This is a genomic window from Azorhizobium caulinodans ORS 571 (assembly GCF_000010525.1).
Lineage (GTDB): Bacteria > Pseudomonadota > Alphaproteobacteria > Rhizobiales > Xanthobacteraceae > Azorhizobium > Azorhizobium caulinodans.
Genome location: NC_009937.1, coordinates 84,541 through 101,082 on the forward strand (window position 1 = coordinate 84,541; position 16,542 = coordinate 101,082).

Genomic DNA, 16,542 nt, shown 5'->3' on the forward strand with positions numbered 1-16,542 from the left:
CTCCTGATCTCAAGTCCGCGCGGGTGCGGTCATTCCTCGAAGGCGTCCACATGGACGCAGGGGTTCGGCGTGTCGGAAAAGGCGCGGGCGGCCGCCTCGATGCGGGCGAGCTGGCCGAGGGCGCGAGAGCAGGGGAAGCCGTATTTGGCCTCCACCCGGTCGCTGGCGATGGTCAGCGCCGTGCGGCTGCGGGCGAGGAAATCCGCCAGCGGATAGGAGGCCCCCACATCAAGGTGCTCCTTGATGACGAGCGAGGGCGAATAGCAGGCCTCCGCTCGCCCATCGGGCCAGCGGATGTGAAAGCGCATCTCAGGCATAGGCCATGTCCTTGATCCGGTGCGGCGGCGCGCCGGCCGCCAGCGCGGCATAAGCGGGCAAATGGGCGGCGGCGGTCGCGTCCCAGCCGTGCGCGGCAACCACCCGCTTGCCCGCCGCCACGAGCCGGGGGCGCAGGGCCGGCGCGAGGGCCGAAAGCAGGGCGTCCGCGATGGAATGGGCGACGAGCGGATCGCACCACGCGACATCGTCGGCCCCGAGATATTCTGTGAAGGGCGCGATGGCGGGCGCGACCACGGGAATGCCGCTCGCCATGGCCTCCAGCACCACGAGGCCGAAACCTTCCTTCAGCGAGGGAAAGGCCAGCACATCCGCGATGCGATAGAGCGCCGGCATGTCCGCCTGCGGCAGCGGCCCGGCGATGATCACCGCGCCGGGCGGCAAAGAACTCGCCCGCAGGGCATGGCGGAAGGCCTGCCGATAGCTGTCGTGATCGAGCAGGGAGGCGCCGCCGGCAATGACCAGTTGGGCCTGCGGATGCAGCGCCCGGAGCTGGATGAAGGCGTCCAGCAGCGCCAGCGTGTTCTTGCGCTGCTCGATGCCACCCACCGCAAGGATGACCGGCCCCGCCCCGAGCCCGAGGCGGGTGCGCAGCGCGCCTTCGCGGCCGTCCGGCGCGGGCGAGAAGCGGGCGGTGTCGACGCCATTGCCCACCAGGGTCGCCTCGCGGTCGAAGGTCTCGGCAATGCGGTCCTGCCAGGCCCGGCTCACCACGAACAGCGTGTCCGCTTCCACGATGGAGCGGTGCTGGAGCGCGGCGAGGCGCGGATCGGCGAAGGCGTCCATGTGATGGACGGTGCGGGCAAAGCCGGAAATAAGCCCGCGCGCCTTCAGGGTCGCCAGCGCATTGCCGGAGATGCCGTCCTGCGCATGGAAGACATCGAAGCGCCGGTGCGCCGCATCCTCGAAATGGCGCACATAGTCGGAGATGCGGGTTTCCACCAGCGCCGTCGTGCCCCCGCTGATGAAGGCGGCGGGCACGCAGTGCGTGGCGCAGGCCGCGGGGCGGAAGAAGCCGTCCCCCTTCGCGTCGGGGGCATGGACGGTGGCGCGATGGCCGAGCCGATCGAGCGCCTCGCCCAGCTCCAGCGCATGGACGACGCCGCCGCGCGGATTGGTGGAATGGGCGAGAAGGGCGATGGAAAGGCTCATGCGGCGGCCTCCGGCGGGGCGCAGCCGATGAGCGGCCTGCGGGCGAAGTCCCAGATGATTTCGCGCTCAGTCCCGTGGGCGATCACCACCTGCCGTTCGGCCGTCATCTCGCCGATGGCAGCGGCGGCGATGCCGCGCGTGGTGAAGCGGGCGATGAGTGCCGGCACGTCCGCCGGATCGGCGGCCAGCAGATAGCCGAAGCTCGGGAAGGTGGTGAGCCAGCGGGCGAGGTCCACGCCCTCGGGCCGTGGGATCGCGAACGGGTCGATGCGCACGCCGGTGCCGGAGCTTTCCGCCAGCATGGCGGCGGTGCCGATGGCCCCGCCCTGGCTGATATCCTTGGCGGCGCGGGAGAGACCCGCTTCCGCGATCTCGGGCAGCAGCGCCATATCGCCTTTGAGCCGCGCGGGCGGGGCGTCCGTGGCCGCTTCCCAGTTGGAGAAGGGCGCGCGATAGCGGCCGCGCAGGTCGATGGCGGCAATGAGCGTCTGTCCGGGCCGGGCATCGAAGCTGGTGAGCAAACGCTTCGCCCGCCCGAGAATGGCGACGGAGAGCTGGCCCCGATCATTGCGGATGTTGGTGTGCCCGCCCACCACCGGAATGCCGAAGGCTGCGGAGGCGGCGGCCATGCCTTCCAGCACCGGCTGCGCGCCCTCTTCGCCGTCTGCCCACACCGCATCCACCACCGCGAGCGGGCGCCCGCCCATGGCGGCGATGTCGGAGGCGTTCACCATCACCCCGCACCAGCCGGCGAACCAGGGATCGCCGGCCACGAAGGCGTTCATGAAACCCTCGATGGCCAGCAGCAGATAGCCCTCGCCATCGGGAATGGCGGCGCAGTCATCGCCCACCGGCACGGCGCTCGCCCCATTAAGGCCGAGGCGGGCGGCGACACTCGCAATGTCCGCCTTGGCGGCAAGGCCGGAGCTGGCGCGCAGCGTTTGCGCGAGGCTATCGAGGGCGCGCTCCATCAGGCGGCCCGCCGTGGAAAGGCGAGGAAGCCCGTCTCGGCCGCCGCGAAGGGCGGGTAGTAAGCGAGGTCCGCCTCCATCAGATGATGGGGCCGTCCCACCAGCTCGATCTCTTCCAGCGTGCGCCAGCGCAGGCGGCGGAAGAGGAGGGCATTCTGGCTCTGCACATGGGCGAGGAAGCGCCGGCAGCCGCGCGCATGGGCCGATGAGACCGCGAGGCGGATCAGCGAGGAGCCGAGCGTCCCCACGTGGCGATACTCCTCCGCCACCGCGAGGCGCGAGCCCCACCATGTGCCGGGCTCGGCCTCATGGATGCGCACCGTGCCCACCACCGCATCCGCCGCCACGCCCCACAGTGACAGGGCGACGATGGGGATGGCATGGGTATCGATGCCGTCGCGGTCATCGCCCGCGAACAGGCCCTGTTCGGCGCAGAAGACGCGGCGGCGCAGGTTGGCGGCGCCGTCCCGCTCCCAGTGCTCCGTGGCGAACTTCACCTGGAATTCGGAAGCGGTGAAGGGCTTGAAGGGATCGAACATCAGGCGATCCCCCGCTCATACGTGGAGAGGGCCGAGCAGGCGCCGCACTTGCCGCAGCCGGCCTTGATGTCGGTGGCCCGAAGGCCCGCCGCACGCACCATTGCCGCCAGCGGCTGGAGCACGGATTTCATGAAGGCGGGCTGCGGGCCGGGATGGCCTTCGAGCGGCGTGCCGGAGATGGGCACGAAGGGCACCACGAAGGGATAGACGCCGCGCTTCAGCAGTTCCTCGCACATGGCAAGGATGGCTTCGCGCGTGTCGCCGAGCCCGGCGAGGATATAGGTGGAGACCTGCCCCTTGCCGAACACCGGCACAGCGGCCTCGAAGGCGGAGAGATAGCGTGCGATGGGCACCTGCGCCTTGCCGGGCATGATGCGGGCGCGCACCTCCGGCGTCACTGCCTCCAGATGCATCCCGAGGGAATCCGCGCCGGCCTCGTGCATGCGTTTGAACCAGATGTCGTCGTCCGGCGGCTCGCACTGCACCTGAATGGCGAGGTCCACGGCGGCCTTCACGGCGGCAGTGCTCTCCATGAGGACGGAGCAGCCGCGATCCTTGCCGGGCGGTGTGCCGGTGGTCATCACCATATGGGTGACGGCATCAAGCTCGACGGCCGCCTTCGCCACCTCGGCGAGCTGCTCCGGTGTCTTGCGGGCGATGGTGCGGCCGGCCTCCAGCGACTGGCCGATGGCACAGAACTGGCAGGTCTTGGCGCGGCTCTGGTAGCGCACGCACTCCTGCAATACGGTGGTCGCGAGCACGTCGCGGCCGTGGAGCGTGGCGATCTTCCAGTAGGGCACGCCGTCGGCGGTCACGCGGTCATAGAAGCGCGGGCGCAGCGGAAAGGAGACTTCCGCCAGCGGCAGGCCGTCGCGCAGGATGCGCGTGGCGCCGTTCGAGCCCCGCGCGATCTCATAGGGGCTCTGGGCGGCCGGGGCGGTGTGGACGGGGACCATGATGGTCATCCCGTCCAGCGTCATGGCCTTGTGGTCGGAGGGGCCGGCGCCGCCCCGGCGGCTCTGCGCGCCCGCGCCGTCCGGATCAGCGAGCCGGACCCCGAAGGACTGCAACTCGGTCATCAGCTCCGCTGTCGGCAGCGGGGTGATGGGCGCGGCGGTCGGATGCGTCTGCTTCATCGCGGGGACTCCCGAAGGCGGGCGGGGCGGAAACGGCGGCGACCGACTGCATGGGTACGGCCGGACGATTATCGATGTGGAGGCTGAGCAGTTCCGGCCGTGCGTAGTGGCCGACGCTGTCCATCATGCGCTTGCGCTTGGTGATGAGGCTCATGTCGAGATCGGCCACCAGCATCCCCTCGCCAGAGGTGAGCGGCGGCACCAGATGGCTGCCCTCGGGGTTCACGATCGCGGTCATGCAGCCGCCCGTGAGCGCCCGGCGCAGCTTCTCGTCCGGCGAGATACGGGCGATCTGATCCTCGGTGAGCCAGCCGGTGGCGTTCACCACGAAGCAGCCGCTCTCCAGCGCGTGGTGGCGGATGGTGACTTCCATCTGGTCGGCGAAGATGGGGCCGACCATGGAGCCGGGGAATTGGGCGGCGTGGATTTCCTCGTGCTGCGCCATGAGCGCATAGCGGGCGAGGGGATTGTAATGCTCCCAGCAGGCCAGCGCGCCGACGCGGCCGACCTTCGTCTCCACTACCTGAAGCCCTGCGCCGTCGCCCTGGCCCCAGATCATGCGCTCGTGGAAGGTGGGCGTGATCTTGCGGCGCTTGAGCTTCAGCGTGCCGTCGGCATCGAAGATGAGCTGGGCGTTATAGAGCGAGCCGTGGTCGCGCTCGTTGATGCCGAGCACGATGACCATGGCGTGGCGGCGTGCGGCGGCGGAGATGGCGTCCGTCACCGGGCCGGGCACGCTGACCGCGTGCTCATAAAGTCGCATGTGCTCGCCGCCCGTAAGTACCGGCGGGGCGATGAAGGAGAAATAGGGATACCAGGGCAGGAAGGTCTCGGGAAAGACGATGAAATCCGCGCCCTTGCCGGCTGCCTCGGCGATCGCGTTCAGCACCCGCTCCAGCGTGCCCTTGCCGTCGTCGAGATCGGGCGCGATCTGCACGGCGGCGGCGCGGACGATGCGTTTTTCGGGTGTGGACATACTCTTCTCCACTCAACGGGTCGCAAAGCTCCCTCCCCCCTTGTGGGGGAGGGCTGGGGAGGGGGGTGAAGCCCCATCCACTCTGCCGAGCGGATGGGTGGAGAGGGGCCCTCCGGCGGTGCTCGGGCGGCGCCCGCGTTACCCCCCTCCCAACCCTCCCCCGCAAGGGGGGAGGGCGTTGAAGGTGCCTCAGAGCGTCCAGGTGTCGAGGATGAAGGCGTTGTCGCGCCGGTGCAGCAGCACGAGGTCGAGCACGTCGAGCGGGCTGATGGGGGTGATGCCGGGAATGAGCGAGGGCTCACCGTGGCCGTAGAGCGCCTGCAGGGCGAAGCGGCAGGCATAGACCTTGCCGCCCTCTTCCATGAACTTCGTGAGCTGGTTGTTGAAGTTCATGTGGCCGGGAAAGGCCTCGTCGCCGAGCTTGGGGAAGCCGCGCTGCACGCCGAGCGTGACGCCCGGGCCGTAGAGCAGGATGGAGGTCTCGAAGCCCTTGCGCTTGAGGCGGGTGGCCTGGAGCAGGTTCACGAAGCCGATGGAGCCCTCGAAGGCCACCGTGTGGAAGGTGACGAGCGCCTTCTCTCCGGGAAGGGCTTTCACGTCCTCGAACTTCTTGTCCTCGTAATCGACGAAGAAATCACCCTTCTGGTGGGCGGGGGCGGTGACGGCGGGCATCGGGCTCTCCTTGCTGGGACCGCGTGCTGGGGGCGGACACGGAGAGATTTGCAATCAATGTGCCAGATGCGCCGGCATTCAATGCAGGCATTGATGCTGAATGAATGCATTCAAAAATACATTCAAATCCGAGATGGAAACCGAGCGATTGTCGATGCCCATTTGAAAAGCGGTTGCGCGATTCTGCGCCAGAATGTTGCGTAATTGATGGTCAAATGACGGGGGCGAGTTGGCCCCGATACGCCGTGACGCAGCAGCCGGACCCGTGACAGAGCCGCCGTGCAACACTATACAGTCAATCCAGGTTCGGAGGAATGCTTCGAACGCGTTTCGGCCCATTTGTGATCATGCTCGACTGGACACCCGACCTCGCCCGCAGCGACAAGCCCCGCTATCTCGCCATCGCCGACCTCATCGCCGAGGACATCCGGGCGGGGCGGCTTTCCGTGGGCGATCGCCTGCCGCCGCAGCGCAAGCTCGCCCATCGGCTGGAGATTGATTTCACCACCGTCGCGCGCGGCTATGTGGAAGCGCAGAAGCGCGGGCTCGTGGAAAGCCGGGTGGGGCAAGGCACCTTTGTGCGGGGCCTCCCGCGTGCGGAGCCGCGCCCCCGGACGGCGCGCCCCGATCTCGTCGACCTCACCATGAACCTGCCCCCCGAGCCGGATGATCCCGAGCTCGTGGCGCGGATGCAGGACGGCTTGGCGGAGGTGAGCCGCGATCTCGTGGCGCTGCTGCGCTACCAGAGCTTCGGCGGTGCGCCGGCGGACAAGGATGCCGCCTCCGCCTGGCTCGGGCGCCGCGCGCTCGTGCCGGCGCAGGAACGGGTGTTCGTCACCCCTGGCGCCCATGCGGCGCTGGTCGGCATCTTCTCGCTGCTGGCCAAGCCCGGCGATGTGATCCTGTGCGAGGCGCTCACCTATCCCGGCGCCCGCTCCATTGCCGCCCAGCTCGGCCTCACGCTCGTCGGCCTGCCCATGGACGCGGACGGCATCGATCCCGATGCGCTGGCGGATGCCGTGAAGCGCCACAAGCCCAAGGCGCTCTATCTCAATCCCACGCTCCAGAACCCGACCACGCTGACCATTCCGGAAGCGCGCCGCGCCGCCATCGTGGCGGTGGCCCGGCGCATGGGGCTCAGGATCGTGGAGGATGACGCCTATGGCTTCATTCCCGCCCACGGCCTGCCGCCGCTGGCCGCCATGGCGCCCGATCTCACCTGGCACGTGGCGGGCCTTGCGAAATGCATCGGCGCCGGCCTCAGGGCCGCCTATGTGATCGCGCCCGAGGCGAAGGCGGGCTGGCCGTTTGCGGCGGCGCTGCGGGCGGCGAACGTGATGGCCTCCCCGCTCACCGTTGCGCTCGCCACCCGCTGGATCGAGGACGGCACGGCCGACACCATCCTGCGCTTCATCCGCGCCGAGACGGCGGCGCGTCAGGCGCTGGCGGCGGACATCCTGCCGAAGGGCACCTTCCGGGCGGATCCGCTCAGCTTCAATCTCTGGGTGGAACTGCCCGAACCGTGGACGCGCTCGGCCTTCGTCGGCCACATGCAGGCGACCGGCATCGGCATCGTGGCGAGCGATGCCTTCTGCACGGACGGCAATCCGCCGGAGGCGGCGCGAGTGTGCCTCGGCGGCCCCGTGGGGCGAGACAAGGTGCGGCACGCGCTGGAATATATGGCCCACGCCCTGGCGCATTCGCCGGCTGCGGCCTCGACGGTTCTTTGAGGTGGCGCGGGGCGGGGCCCCGCGCCTGACGGCTCACGGCAGAGCGTTGAAGGCCATCGCCTCCACGTAAGTGATCTGGCACAGGTCACCGATGTTCACCTGCGCGAGGTCGGCCAGCACCTTCTGGTCGGCCGCCTTGATGGTGCGGACATAGCCGTCCGGCCCCTCGAAGCTGATGGTGCCGCCCACCTTGTCGATGTTGACGAGGATGGTGGTGATGGTGACGCGGCGCACGCCGAAGCCTTCCGGCCAGCCCGGCAGGCCGTCATTGAGGCCGACATCGTTGATCACCTCGCCGGGCACGCCCTGGCGGGCCTTGCCGAGGGCGGTCACGAGGCCGGGCACGAGGCGGACGATGATGGTCTCGCCATTGCGCAGCAGCGACAGGTCGCCGACGATCAGCGGCGCCTTCACGGCCCAGCGCTTGCCGTTCGGCGTTTCCAGCACGACACGGCGGGTGGCCGGATTGGCGCTCACCACCTTGGCCCGGTAGGTGAGGGTGGTTACCTGGCCGACGCCCGGCAGGACGAAGACGGTGTTGGCGGTCGGCGCAATCACCTGCGCCGTGGCCGGCGCGGCGACGCTCGCAAGGGCGCCCGCGCCGAGAAGAAGCGCGGTGCGGCGAGACAGACGATCGGACATTGAAACCCCCGTAGCGAGCCGGGCGCCGAGGCCCGGCGATGGGTGCCGAGCGGCAAGCGGGACGGCGTCGCCCCTGCCTTCCGTGCCGCTTCGGCCGGAATCGGGGACGGCAAGTCCTTGATCCAGAAGCCGAAGCGCCGCTCGAACACGGCGGGAGGCAGCGCCCCCGCCGCATCGGCTCTAACATGGTGCCGCCGCGCGTCGCAATCGTGCTTCGCCGCAACGTCAACGTGCGGGTCCATTGTCACATTGCCTTCCGAAAACTATGGTGAAGGTGTCGTTCACGAAGCATTCCGGCGCGCCAGCGTCGGCGCCGGCTGCCCTTGAGGCAGTGCGCCGATCGGTCCCGGGGACTGGCGACAGGCGGGAGGGCGCTTTGTCCGAGCCGCCGCAAGTGGGGGCTGTGCCATGAAGCGCGACATTCCGGACGAGGCGCCGTTCAGCCTCCCGGCCCTGCTCGGCAAGAGCATGGGCGTCGCCAAGGAGGGCTTCGCCAAGCTGCCCTTCGCCCGCGACCTGCCCTTTGCGCGGGACGCCGTGTCCGATGCCAGGCCCATCTTCATGCCCGGAACCCTGCCTGCGGCCTCGCAGAAGCTGGTGACCGATTTCCGCGCCATCAGCGGCATCCGCCATCGCGAGGCGGTGCCCTTCGGCGAGCCCATCGTGCTCGGCCGGCTCGGTGCGCTGGAAGTGCGGCTCGCGCGCACGGCGGCGGATGTGCGCCGTGCCCAGCGCCTGCGCTACAAGGTATTCTATGAGGAAATGTCGGCGGTGCCCGACACGCCGTCGCGCCTCGCCCGCCGCGATTTCGATGCCTTCGACGCGGTCTGCGAGCATATCCTCGTGCTCGATCACGACGCCGGCAAGATGGTGCTCGGCCGCAAGAAGCCGAAGGTGGTCGGCACCTATCGCCTGCTGCGGCAGGAGGTCGCCAACCGTCACGGCGGCTTCTATTCGCAGGGCGAGTTTGATGTCGGCCGCATCGTCTCCGCCCATCCGACGCTGAAGTTCCTGGAACTGGGCCGCTCCTGCGTGCTCAAGCCCTACCGCAACAAGCGCACGGTCGAGCTGCTCTGGCACGGCATCTGGACCTATGTGCTGCGCAACAAGATCGACGCCATGCTGGGCTGTGCCAGCCTTGAGGGCACCGATCCCGACAAGCTGGCCCTGCCTCTCTCCTTCCTCCACCACAATGCGCTGGCGCCCGAGGAATGGCGCGCCAGCGCGCTGCCGAGCCGCTATGTGGAGATGAACCGCATGGCGAAGGCGGACATCAATCCCAAGGCGGCGCTCCTCTCGCTGCCCCCACTGGTGAAGGGCTATCTGCGCCTTGGCGGCTTCATCGGCGAGGGCGCGGTGGTGGACCACCAGTTCGGCACAACGGACGTTCTGGTGGTGCTGCCGGTCTCGGTGATCTCGCCCCGCTATGTGGAGCACTTCGGCCCTTCAGCCAACCGTCACGCCATCTGAGCGGTGCGGGCTCCGGCTTCCTGAACACGGGCACAAAAAAGCCCTCCCCGCGAGGGGAGGGCAGTCCATGCGTCTGATCGTCCCTTCCGGGACAGGAATGGGAGCCCGCCAGACGGGCTCCCGATGGGCGCGGCCTGAGCCTCAGGCCCAGTTGGAATCGTCGCCGCCGAAGTCGCCACCGTCATCGTAACCGGCGTCCGTATAGCCGGGGTCGGCACTCGCGGTGTTCCACGGATCGGGCGATCCGCTGTCGGCCACATTGGTGTCGGGCGCGCCGCCGAGGGCTTCCTGCGCCTGGCTGGCGAGATCACCCGCCGCAGCCGCCGGCTGCTCCAGAAGCGAAGCGGCCTGGTTCGCGATGGGGCCGGTGCCGTGGGACATCAGGCCCTGAATGCCCTGGAAGAGCAGCGCGCCACCGGCGACGCCCGCCGCGGTCGCAAGCGCGCCCTGCAGGAAGCCGCCACCACCACCGCCACCGCCGAAGAGGCCGGGACGCTGGGGCTGCTGGCCCCACGGACCGGACGCCTGGCCATAGCCCTGCGGGGCGGGCTGGGGCGCATAGCCGGGAGGCTGCGCCTGCTGGGCATTGTAGCCCTGCGGCAGACCCATGGGCCCGTCGCTGCGTGCGCCGGCAGTGGGCACGGACGTGCCGCGGCTGCCGAGGAGGCCGCCGAGGAAACTGGTGGGCTGGGCCGGGGCCTGCTGGGCCTTCTGCGCCTGCGCTTCCAGCTCCTGGATGCGCGCGGCGGCCTGCTGGAGCGCGTGCTCCTGAACGAGGACGGTCTGGGCGAGCGTATAGGTCGCGTGCGGCGCCTCGCTGCTCCGGCGTGCGATCAGGGCCTCGGCTTCCGCATCGCGCGGCTGGCCTTCAACCGCACGCATACGGTCGAAGAGACCGTCAATGAGGGCACGTTCCTCGGGGGTCATGGTGATCTCCGGTCGGTTGTCCGCTTCTGCCTGATGGGCGTGCGGGCTACGACCCGGATATGCGCACGGGAAAACGCCGCCGGTAGGGCGCGGCGCATGAATTTTTCGTAACAAAGCGGGTCCGGAGCGGCTGCGACGCCGCCCCGGAAAACGTTGGTCTCAGGCCACCAGCCGGTAGGCCGGCAGGGTGAGGAATTCCTCGAACGTGTCGGCCAGCGTCATGTCCGAGAACAGCTTAATGGCTTCCGGGAAGCGGCCCTTGTCATAGACGGCGGGGGTCAGCGTCTCGCGCAGCTTGGCCATCTCGTCATTGAGCAGGCTGGTGAACAGCTCGCCCGTCACCGTGCGGCCGTCCTCCAGCTTGGCGGAGAGGTGGATCCACTGCCAGATCTGCGCGCGGCTGATCTCGGCGGTGGCCGCATCCTCCATGAGGTTGTAGAGCGGCACCGCGCCGCGGCCGCGCAGCCACGCTTCGATATACTGCACGCCGACGCGGATGTTCTCCCTGAGGCCGCCTTCCGTGCGCGGGCCCTGATGGACGACGAGCAGGTCGTCGCGGGACACGCTCACGTCGGACCGCAGCTTGTCGAGCTGGTTCGGGTTCGGCATCAGACGGTTGAACACTTCCATGGCCACCGGCACGAGGTCCGGATGGGCGACCCAGGTGCCGTCGCAGCCGTCACCGGCCTCGCGCTCCTTGTCCGCGCGCACCTTGGCGAAGGCGGCCTCGTTGGCTTCCGGATTGTTCTTCACCGGGATCTGCGCCGCCATGCCGCCCATGGCGAAGGCCTTGCGGCGGTGGCAGGTCTTCACCAGCAGCGCGCCATAGGCCTTCAGGAAGGCCTCGCTCATCACCATGCGGGCGCGGTCCGGGGTGAGGAAGCGGGCGTTCTTTCCGAGGCGCTTGATGAAGGAGAAGATGTAGTCCCAGCGGCCGATGTTGAGGCCCGCCACATGGTTGCGCAGCTCGTAGAGGATCTCGTCCATCTCGAACACGGCCGGCAGGGTCTCGATGAGCACCGTGCCCTTGATGCAGTTGGCCGGCAGGCCGAGGCGGGTCTCGGCGAGGGTGAAGACGTCGTTCCACAGCCGGGCTTCGAGATGGCTCTCGGTCTTGGGCAGGTAGAAATAGGGGCCGGAGCCCTGCGCCAGCGCCGCCTTGGCGTTGTGGAAGGCATAGAGGCCGAGGTCGAACAGGGCGCCGGAGACTTCCTCGCCGTCCACCGTCACATGTGCTTCCGGCAGGTGCCAGCCGCGCGGGCGGATGATGAGCACGGCGGGCGTGGCGCCGAGCTTGTAGTCCTTGCCGTTGGACGGATCATGGAAGTCGATCCTGCCGGCCCAGCGGTCCTTCAGGTTGATCTGGCCCTCGATCATGTTGGTCCACTGCGGGCCCGAGGCATCCTCGAAGTCCGCCATGAAGACCTTGGCGCCGGAATTCAGCGCGTTCACGATCATCTTGCGGTCGACAGGGCCGGTGATCTCCACGCGGCGGTCCAGCAGATCCTGCGGCAGCGGGGCGATGGTCCACTCGGCGTCCCGGACGGACTTGGTCTCGGGCAGGAAGTCGGGCAGTTCGCCGGCATCGAAGCGGGCCTGCCGCTCGGCGCGCTTGGCGAGCAGCGCGAGGCGGGTGGCGTTGAAGGTGCGGTGGAGTTCGGCGACGAAGGCCAGCGCTTCGGAGGTGAGGATTTCCTCGAAGCGGGGCGCCATGGCCCCGGTGATGGCGACGCCTGAGGGAAGGGCGGGGGTCGACATGATGTCGGTCTCCTTGAGGGACTGTCGTTGGAACGCAGAAAGGAACAGAACTTGCCGCTCAGCGGCGGGACGTCTCAATGATGGTCTTGAGAGTGCGGGCGGCCTCGGTCACGTCCGGGGCGGCGCACAGAGCGGAAACGACAGCGATGCCGTTCGCGCCCGCCTGCATCACCGCTTCGGCATCCTCCGCCTTCAGCCCGCCGATGCCGACCATGGGCAACGCGATGTGGGAGCGCAGGAAGGCGAAGCCCTCGATGCCGATGGCCCCGCCCGCATCGCCCTTGGTGCCGGTGGCGTTGATGGGGCCGCAGCCCACATAGTCCACCGGGCCGAGGTTCGAGGCGGACAGCTCCTCCAGCGAACCCACCGAGAGGCCGATGATGGCGTCCGGCCCGAGGATGGCGCGTGCGGCGGCGGGATCAAGGTCGTCCTGCCCCAGATGCACGCCCTCGGCGCCCACGGCGGCGGCCACATCCACCCGGTCGTTGATGATGAGGGGAATGCCCTTCGGCCGCAGCAGGCCGATGAGGGCGCGGGCTTCTTCCGCCAGCGCCCGGCCCTTCGCCTCCGGATCGCGCAACTGCACGAGCGTGACGCCACCCGCCACCGCTTCCTCGACCGTCTCGAGAAGGCCCCGCTCGGCCGTCAGCCGGCGGTCGGTCACGAGATAGAGGGAGAGGTCGAACGGATGGGGCATGACACGTCCTCGGCCTGAGGCGAAGTGAAAGGCGAGATAAACCTTGGCCGTCCGCCACGAAACGCGATGGCGGGCCAAGAGACTTTTGCCGTACCGGCAATAATCCGGCCGGGATTATTCACGCGGCCGCGGAAAGGCCCGCCGCAGCCACCGCCGCCGGGACCGGACCGCCAGTCGCCCAGTCGAGCAACTCCACCGTGTGCACCACCGGCGTATCGGTGCCCGAGCCGATCTGCGTCATGCAGCCGATGTTTCCGGCGGCGATGATGTCCGGCGCGAGCTTGCCGAGATTGGCGACCTTCCGGTCGCGCAACTGCACGGCGATCTCGCTCTGGAGCATGTTGTAGGTGCCGGCCGAGCCGCAGCAGATATGACTCTCGAAGGGCTCGGCCACCTCGAAGCCGACCGTGCGCAGCAACTGCACCGGCGTGCCCTTCACCTTTTGCCCGTGCTGGAGCGAGCAGGCGGCGTGATAGGCGATCTTGCGGCCCATGGGCTTCTCGGCTTTCGGCAGGCCGAGGGTGCCGAGATATTCCGAAATGTCCCTGGCGATGGCCGAGACACGGCGCGCCTTCTCCGCGTAAGCGGGATCAAGGCGAAGCATGTGGCCATAGTCTTTGATGGTGGTGCCGCAGCCGGACACGGTGACGAGGATGGCGTCGAGCCCGCTTTTGTCCATCTCCGCGCACCAGGCATCCACATTGGCGCGGGCCAGCGCAAGGCCCTGCTCCTCCTTGCCCATGTGATGGACAAGGGAGCCGCAGCACCCCTCTTTCTCCACCCGCACCACCTCGACGCCGAGCCGGTTGAGCAGGCGGATGGCGGCCTCGTCCGTCTCCGGCCGCAGCACCGGCTGGGCGCAGCCGCCCAGCAGCGCCACACGGGCCCGGCGCGGGCCCTTGGCCGGATGGACGCCGGGGTCTTCACTGGGCGAGCGGCCCCGCGGAAAGCCTGGCGCGAGGCGCAGCATGGCGGCGAGAGGCTTCAGCGGCTTCACGGCATCGAACAGCGGCGCGAAGGGCTTGGCCAGCGCGGCCCCGGCAAGCGCGAGGCGGAACCGGCCGCGATAGGGCATCACGGCGGCGAGCAGGGCGCGGTTCAGCCGGTCGAAGAAGGGCCGCTTATAGGTGTGCTCGATATGGGCGCGGGCATGGTCCACAAGGTGCATGTAATGCACGCCGGAGGGACAAGTGGTCATGCAGGAGAGGCAGGAGAGGCAGCGGTCCACATGCTTGACCTCTTCCTCGGTCGCGGGCCGGCCATTTTCGAGCATGTCCTTGATGAGGTAGATGCGCCCGCGCGGGCTGTCGAGCTCGTCCCCCAGCAGCACATAGGTGGGACACGTGGCAGTGCAGAAACCGCAATGCACGCAGGTGCGCAGGATCTTTTCCGCCTCGCTGGTGTGCGGATCGGCAAGCTGCGCGAGGGAGAATTCAGTCTTCATCTGGCGTGGCCTCCCGTGGAAGCGGGCGTTCTTGTTCTGATGGGGGTGGGGCTCGTTTCGGAGCGGGCGTTCTCGGGCCCGGCCGTCTTACCCCCCTCCCTGCCCTCCCCCTCAAGGGGGGAGGGTTCGCGGTGCGCCGGCGGGAGAGGTGCCCTTAGCCTCTTGGGGGTTGGGAGCGGGAGGTCATCACCCCCTCCCCCCTTGCGGGGGAGGGTCGGGGAGGGGGGTAGAACGCTCTCCACCTTCACCCGCTCAATCACCCGCGCCGAAAGATCTTCCAGCACGCCCCCAAGATTGCCGAGCACATCGTTGTTCCAGTAGCGCACCACTGCGTAGCCCTGCGCCGCGAACCAATTATCGCGGGCCTGATCCTCCGGCCCTCCATGCTGGCCGCCGTCCAGTTCCACGATCAGCCGAGCCGGGTGGCATACGAAATCGGCGACATACCTTCCCATCGGCGCCTGACGGCGGAAGGGCGCGCCTTCGAGGCGATGGGCGCGCAGGTGCTGCCAGAGGGTGAGCTCGGCGTCGGTCATCTCCCGGCGGAGCGCCTTGGCGTTTCCCTTCAGGCGCGGGCTAATGGGGCGATGGGCGGTCGGGCGCTCCTCGTTGGGCATGGGGGGCTCCGGCGCGGTGGCGGAGAGGGTGCTCCCGGTCGGAGCGGCATTACCCCCCTCCCCAGCCCTCCCCCGCAAGGGGGGAGGGGGTGCGTTGCGCGGGGAGGAGCGCGGTGGCTCAAAGCAGGACGGTTTCGCGTGCGCGACAGAACCCTCCCCCCTTGCGGGGGAGGGCAGGGAGGGGGGTAGAACGGCCGGGCGCAGGCGGCCTATCGCCGTCCTCGCACCCGCCATGTCGCGCGCGGCGTCCATCACATGCCCGCGTGCATACGGCCGGGGTTGAGCAGGCCGACGGGGTCGAAGCTCGCCTTCACGCGGCGGGTGAGCGCATCGTGGGCGGCTTCCAGAGGCTGGAAGACGGGGACGCTCGCGCGCTCCGCCGCCGTCCCGCGCACGAGGGTGGCATGGCCACCGTGGCGGGCGAGGGCGGTTCGGACCTCGTCGGCGTGCGAGGCTTCGCCCGGCAGCAGCAGCCAGACGAGGCCGCCGGCCCAGTCGCAGAAGGTATCGGCCCCAAGGTCGCCGGCCAGCTCCGCCGCCAGAAGGGGGCCGGAGGCCGGGGCGGTGGAGAGGCGCCAGACGGCCCGCTCGCCAGTGCCTGCGAAAGGCAGCGCATCGCGCACCGCCGCCCAGAGGCGGGCGGAGGCGTCCCCTTCCGCCACCTCGACGCCGCCGAAGGGCTGAAGCACGGCGATGAGCATGGCCCGCCGGGCCTTCACCGAGGGCTCGAAACCCTCCAGCCGCAACGCCACCGCAGGCCCGTCCGTGCCGAGTTCCGGGATGCGGCCGGAGACGGGCACGGGCAGATAGGCCGCGCCGGACACTTCACAGGAGGAGCCCATGGCCGCGCTCATGGCGCGGGCGGCGGCCTCCGGCGGCACGCCGGGCAGGATCACCGTTTCCGCCAGGGGTGGGCGGGGCAGCACCTTGAGCGTGAGTTCACTCAAGACCGCCAGCGTGCCGAAGGAGCCGGTGAGGAGGCGCGGCAGATCGTAGCCGGTCACATTCTTCACCACCCGGCCGCCGGACTTGAAGGCCTCCGCCCGGCCGGAGACGGCGCGCGCGCCCAGCGCATGGTCGCGCGCTGCGCCATGGCTGATGCGCCGGGGGCCGGCGAGATTGCAGGCGAAGACGCCGCCGAGCGAGCCGTGCCCCGGTGCCGTGCCGAGCAGCGGACCGTAATCCATGGGCTCGAAGGCCAGCATCTGGCCGCGCGCGGCGATCAGCGCCTCGATCTCGGCTATGGGGGTGCCGCCCCTCGCGGAGAGGATGAGTTCCTCCGGCTCATAGAGCGTGACACCGGACATGCGGGACAGATCGAGCGTCGCGTCCGTCTGCGTCGGCCGGCCGAGGCCGCGTTTGGAGCCGCGCCCGGCGACCTCCAGCGTCTTGCGGGCTTCCAGCGCCGAGCGCACGGCCTCCACGAGGCCGGCTTCGTCCGCCACGGTGAGAATGTCGGTCATGATGCGCCCACG

The 16,542-nt window shown here is 69.2% G+C and carries 16 protein-coding genes; 2 read left to right on the top strand and 14 right to left on the bottom strand.

What is annotated here, in order from left to right; all coding sequences use genetic code 11:
* Positions 1–29 precede the first annotated feature (29 nt).
* From AZC_RS00335 to AZC_RS00365, 7 genes are all read right to left on the bottom strand, one after another.
* Entirely contained in the window at positions 30–317 is a 288-nt protein-coding gene (locus tag AZC_RS00335) for an MSMEG_0570 family nitrogen starvation response protein (protein ID WP_043878697.1), read from the bottom strand.
* A complete protein-coding gene (locus AZC_RS00340) occupies positions 310–1,488 on the bottom strand; it encodes an MSMEG_0565 family glycosyltransferase (protein ID WP_012168599.1) in 1,179 nt (392 codons plus the stop codon). Before AZC_RS00340 ends, AZC_RS00335 begins: the two co-directional genes overlap by 8 nt.
* On the bottom strand, positions 1,485–2,459 hold the full coding sequence (locus AZC_RS00345) for a sll0787 family AIR synthase-like protein (RefSeq protein ID WP_012168600.1): 975 nt from the start codon (positions 2,457–2,459) through the stop codon (positions 1,485–1,487). Before AZC_RS00345 ends, AZC_RS00340 begins: the two co-directional genes overlap by 4 nt.
* Positions 2,459–2,998 (bottom strand): MSMEG_0567/Sll0786 family nitrogen starvation N-acetyltransferase, encoded by a 540-nt coding sequence (locus AZC_RS00350; protein WP_012168601.1) that lies wholly within the window; start codon positions 2,996–2,998, stop codon positions 2,459–2,461. Before AZC_RS00350 ends, AZC_RS00345 begins: the two co-directional genes overlap by 1 nt.
* Entirely contained in the window at positions 2,998–4,134 is a 1,137-nt protein-coding gene (locus AZC_RS00355; RefSeq protein WP_081433852.1) for an MSMEG_0568 family radical SAM protein, read from the bottom strand. The genes AZC_RS00350 and AZC_RS00355 overlap by 1 nt, the downstream gene beginning before the upstream one ends.
* Positions 4,040–5,110: a Nit6803 family nitrilase gene (locus tag AZC_RS00360; RefSeq protein ID WP_043878699.1), complete on the bottom strand. Its 1,071-nt coding sequence runs from the start codon at positions 5,108–5,110 to the stop codon at positions 4,040–4,042. The genes AZC_RS00355 and AZC_RS00360 overlap by 95 nt, the downstream gene beginning before the upstream one ends.
* A gap of 189 nt (positions 5,111–5,299) precedes the next feature.
* Positions 5,300–5,782, bottom strand: coding sequence for an MSMEG_0572/Sll0783 family nitrogen starvation response protein (locus AZC_RS00365; protein ID WP_012168604.1), 483 nt, complete (start codon positions 5,780–5,782; stop codon positions 5,300–5,302).
* Positions 5,783–6,129: 347 nt separating this feature from the next.
* Between AZC_RS00365 and AZC_RS00370 the strand changes: the two genes are divergently transcribed.
* Positions 6,130–7,512 (top strand): PLP-dependent aminotransferase family protein, encoded by a 1,383-nt coding sequence (locus AZC_RS00370; RefSeq protein ID WP_043878700.1) that lies wholly within the window; start codon positions 6,130–6,132, stop codon positions 7,510–7,512.
* Positions 7,513–7,545: 33 nt separating this feature from the next.
* Here AZC_RS00370 and AZC_RS00375 read toward each other — a convergent pair whose 3' ends face one another.
* Complete coding sequence (locus AZC_RS00375) at positions 7,546–8,154, bottom strand: hypothetical protein (protein ID WP_012168606.1); 609 nt, start codon at positions 8,152–8,154, stop codon at positions 7,546–7,548.
* Positions 8,155–8,715: 561 nt separating this feature from the next.
* Between AZC_RS00375 and AZC_RS00380 the strand changes: the two genes are divergently transcribed.
* Positions 8,716–9,624: a GNAT family N-acetyltransferase gene (locus AZC_RS00380; RefSeq protein ID WP_043879858.1), complete on the top strand. Its 909-nt coding sequence runs from the start codon at positions 8,716–8,718 to the stop codon at positions 9,622–9,624.
* A 141-nt stretch (positions 9,625–9,765) separates the two neighbouring features.
* On the opposite strand, the gene AZC_RS00385 is transcribed toward AZC_RS00380, so the two are convergent.
* From AZC_RS00385 to glcE, 6 genes are all read right to left on the bottom strand, one after another.
* Positions 9,766–10,551, bottom strand: a complete 786-nt coding sequence (locus AZC_RS00385; protein ID WP_012168608.1) for a DUF2076 domain-containing protein — start codon at positions 10,549–10,551, stop codon at positions 9,766–9,768.
* A 159-nt stretch (positions 10,552–10,710) separates the two neighbouring features.
* The gene (aceB, locus tag AZC_RS00390) at positions 10,711–12,309 is read right to left on the bottom strand and encodes a malate synthase A (protein ID WP_012168609.1); all 1,599 of its coding nucleotides are present in this window, start codon (positions 12,307–12,309) and stop codon (positions 10,711–10,713) included.
* Between the two features lie 58 nt (positions 12,310–12,367).
* Entirely contained in the window at positions 12,368–13,006 is a 639-nt protein-coding gene (gene thiE, locus AZC_RS00395; RefSeq protein ID WP_043878701.1) for a thiamine phosphate synthase, read from the bottom strand.
* A gap of 118 nt (positions 13,007–13,124) precedes the next feature.
* The gene (gene glcF, locus AZC_RS00400; protein WP_012168611.1) at positions 13,125–14,450 is read right to left on the bottom strand and encodes a glycolate oxidase subunit GlcF; all 1,326 of its coding nucleotides are present in this window, start codon (positions 14,448–14,450) and stop codon (positions 13,125–13,127) included.
* A complete protein-coding gene (locus AZC_RS00405; protein ID WP_070096994.1) occupies positions 14,447–15,067 on the bottom strand; it encodes an endonuclease domain-containing protein in 621 nt (206 codons plus the stop codon). Before AZC_RS00405 ends, glcF begins: the two co-directional genes overlap by 4 nt.
* A gap of 251 nt (positions 15,068–15,318) precedes the next feature.
* Positions 15,319–16,530: a glycolate oxidase subunit GlcE gene (gene glcE, locus AZC_RS00410; protein ID WP_012168613.1), complete on the bottom strand. Its 1,212-nt coding sequence runs from the start codon at positions 16,528–16,530 to the stop codon at positions 15,319–15,321.
* Between the last annotated feature and the right edge of the window lie 12 nt (positions 16,531–16,542).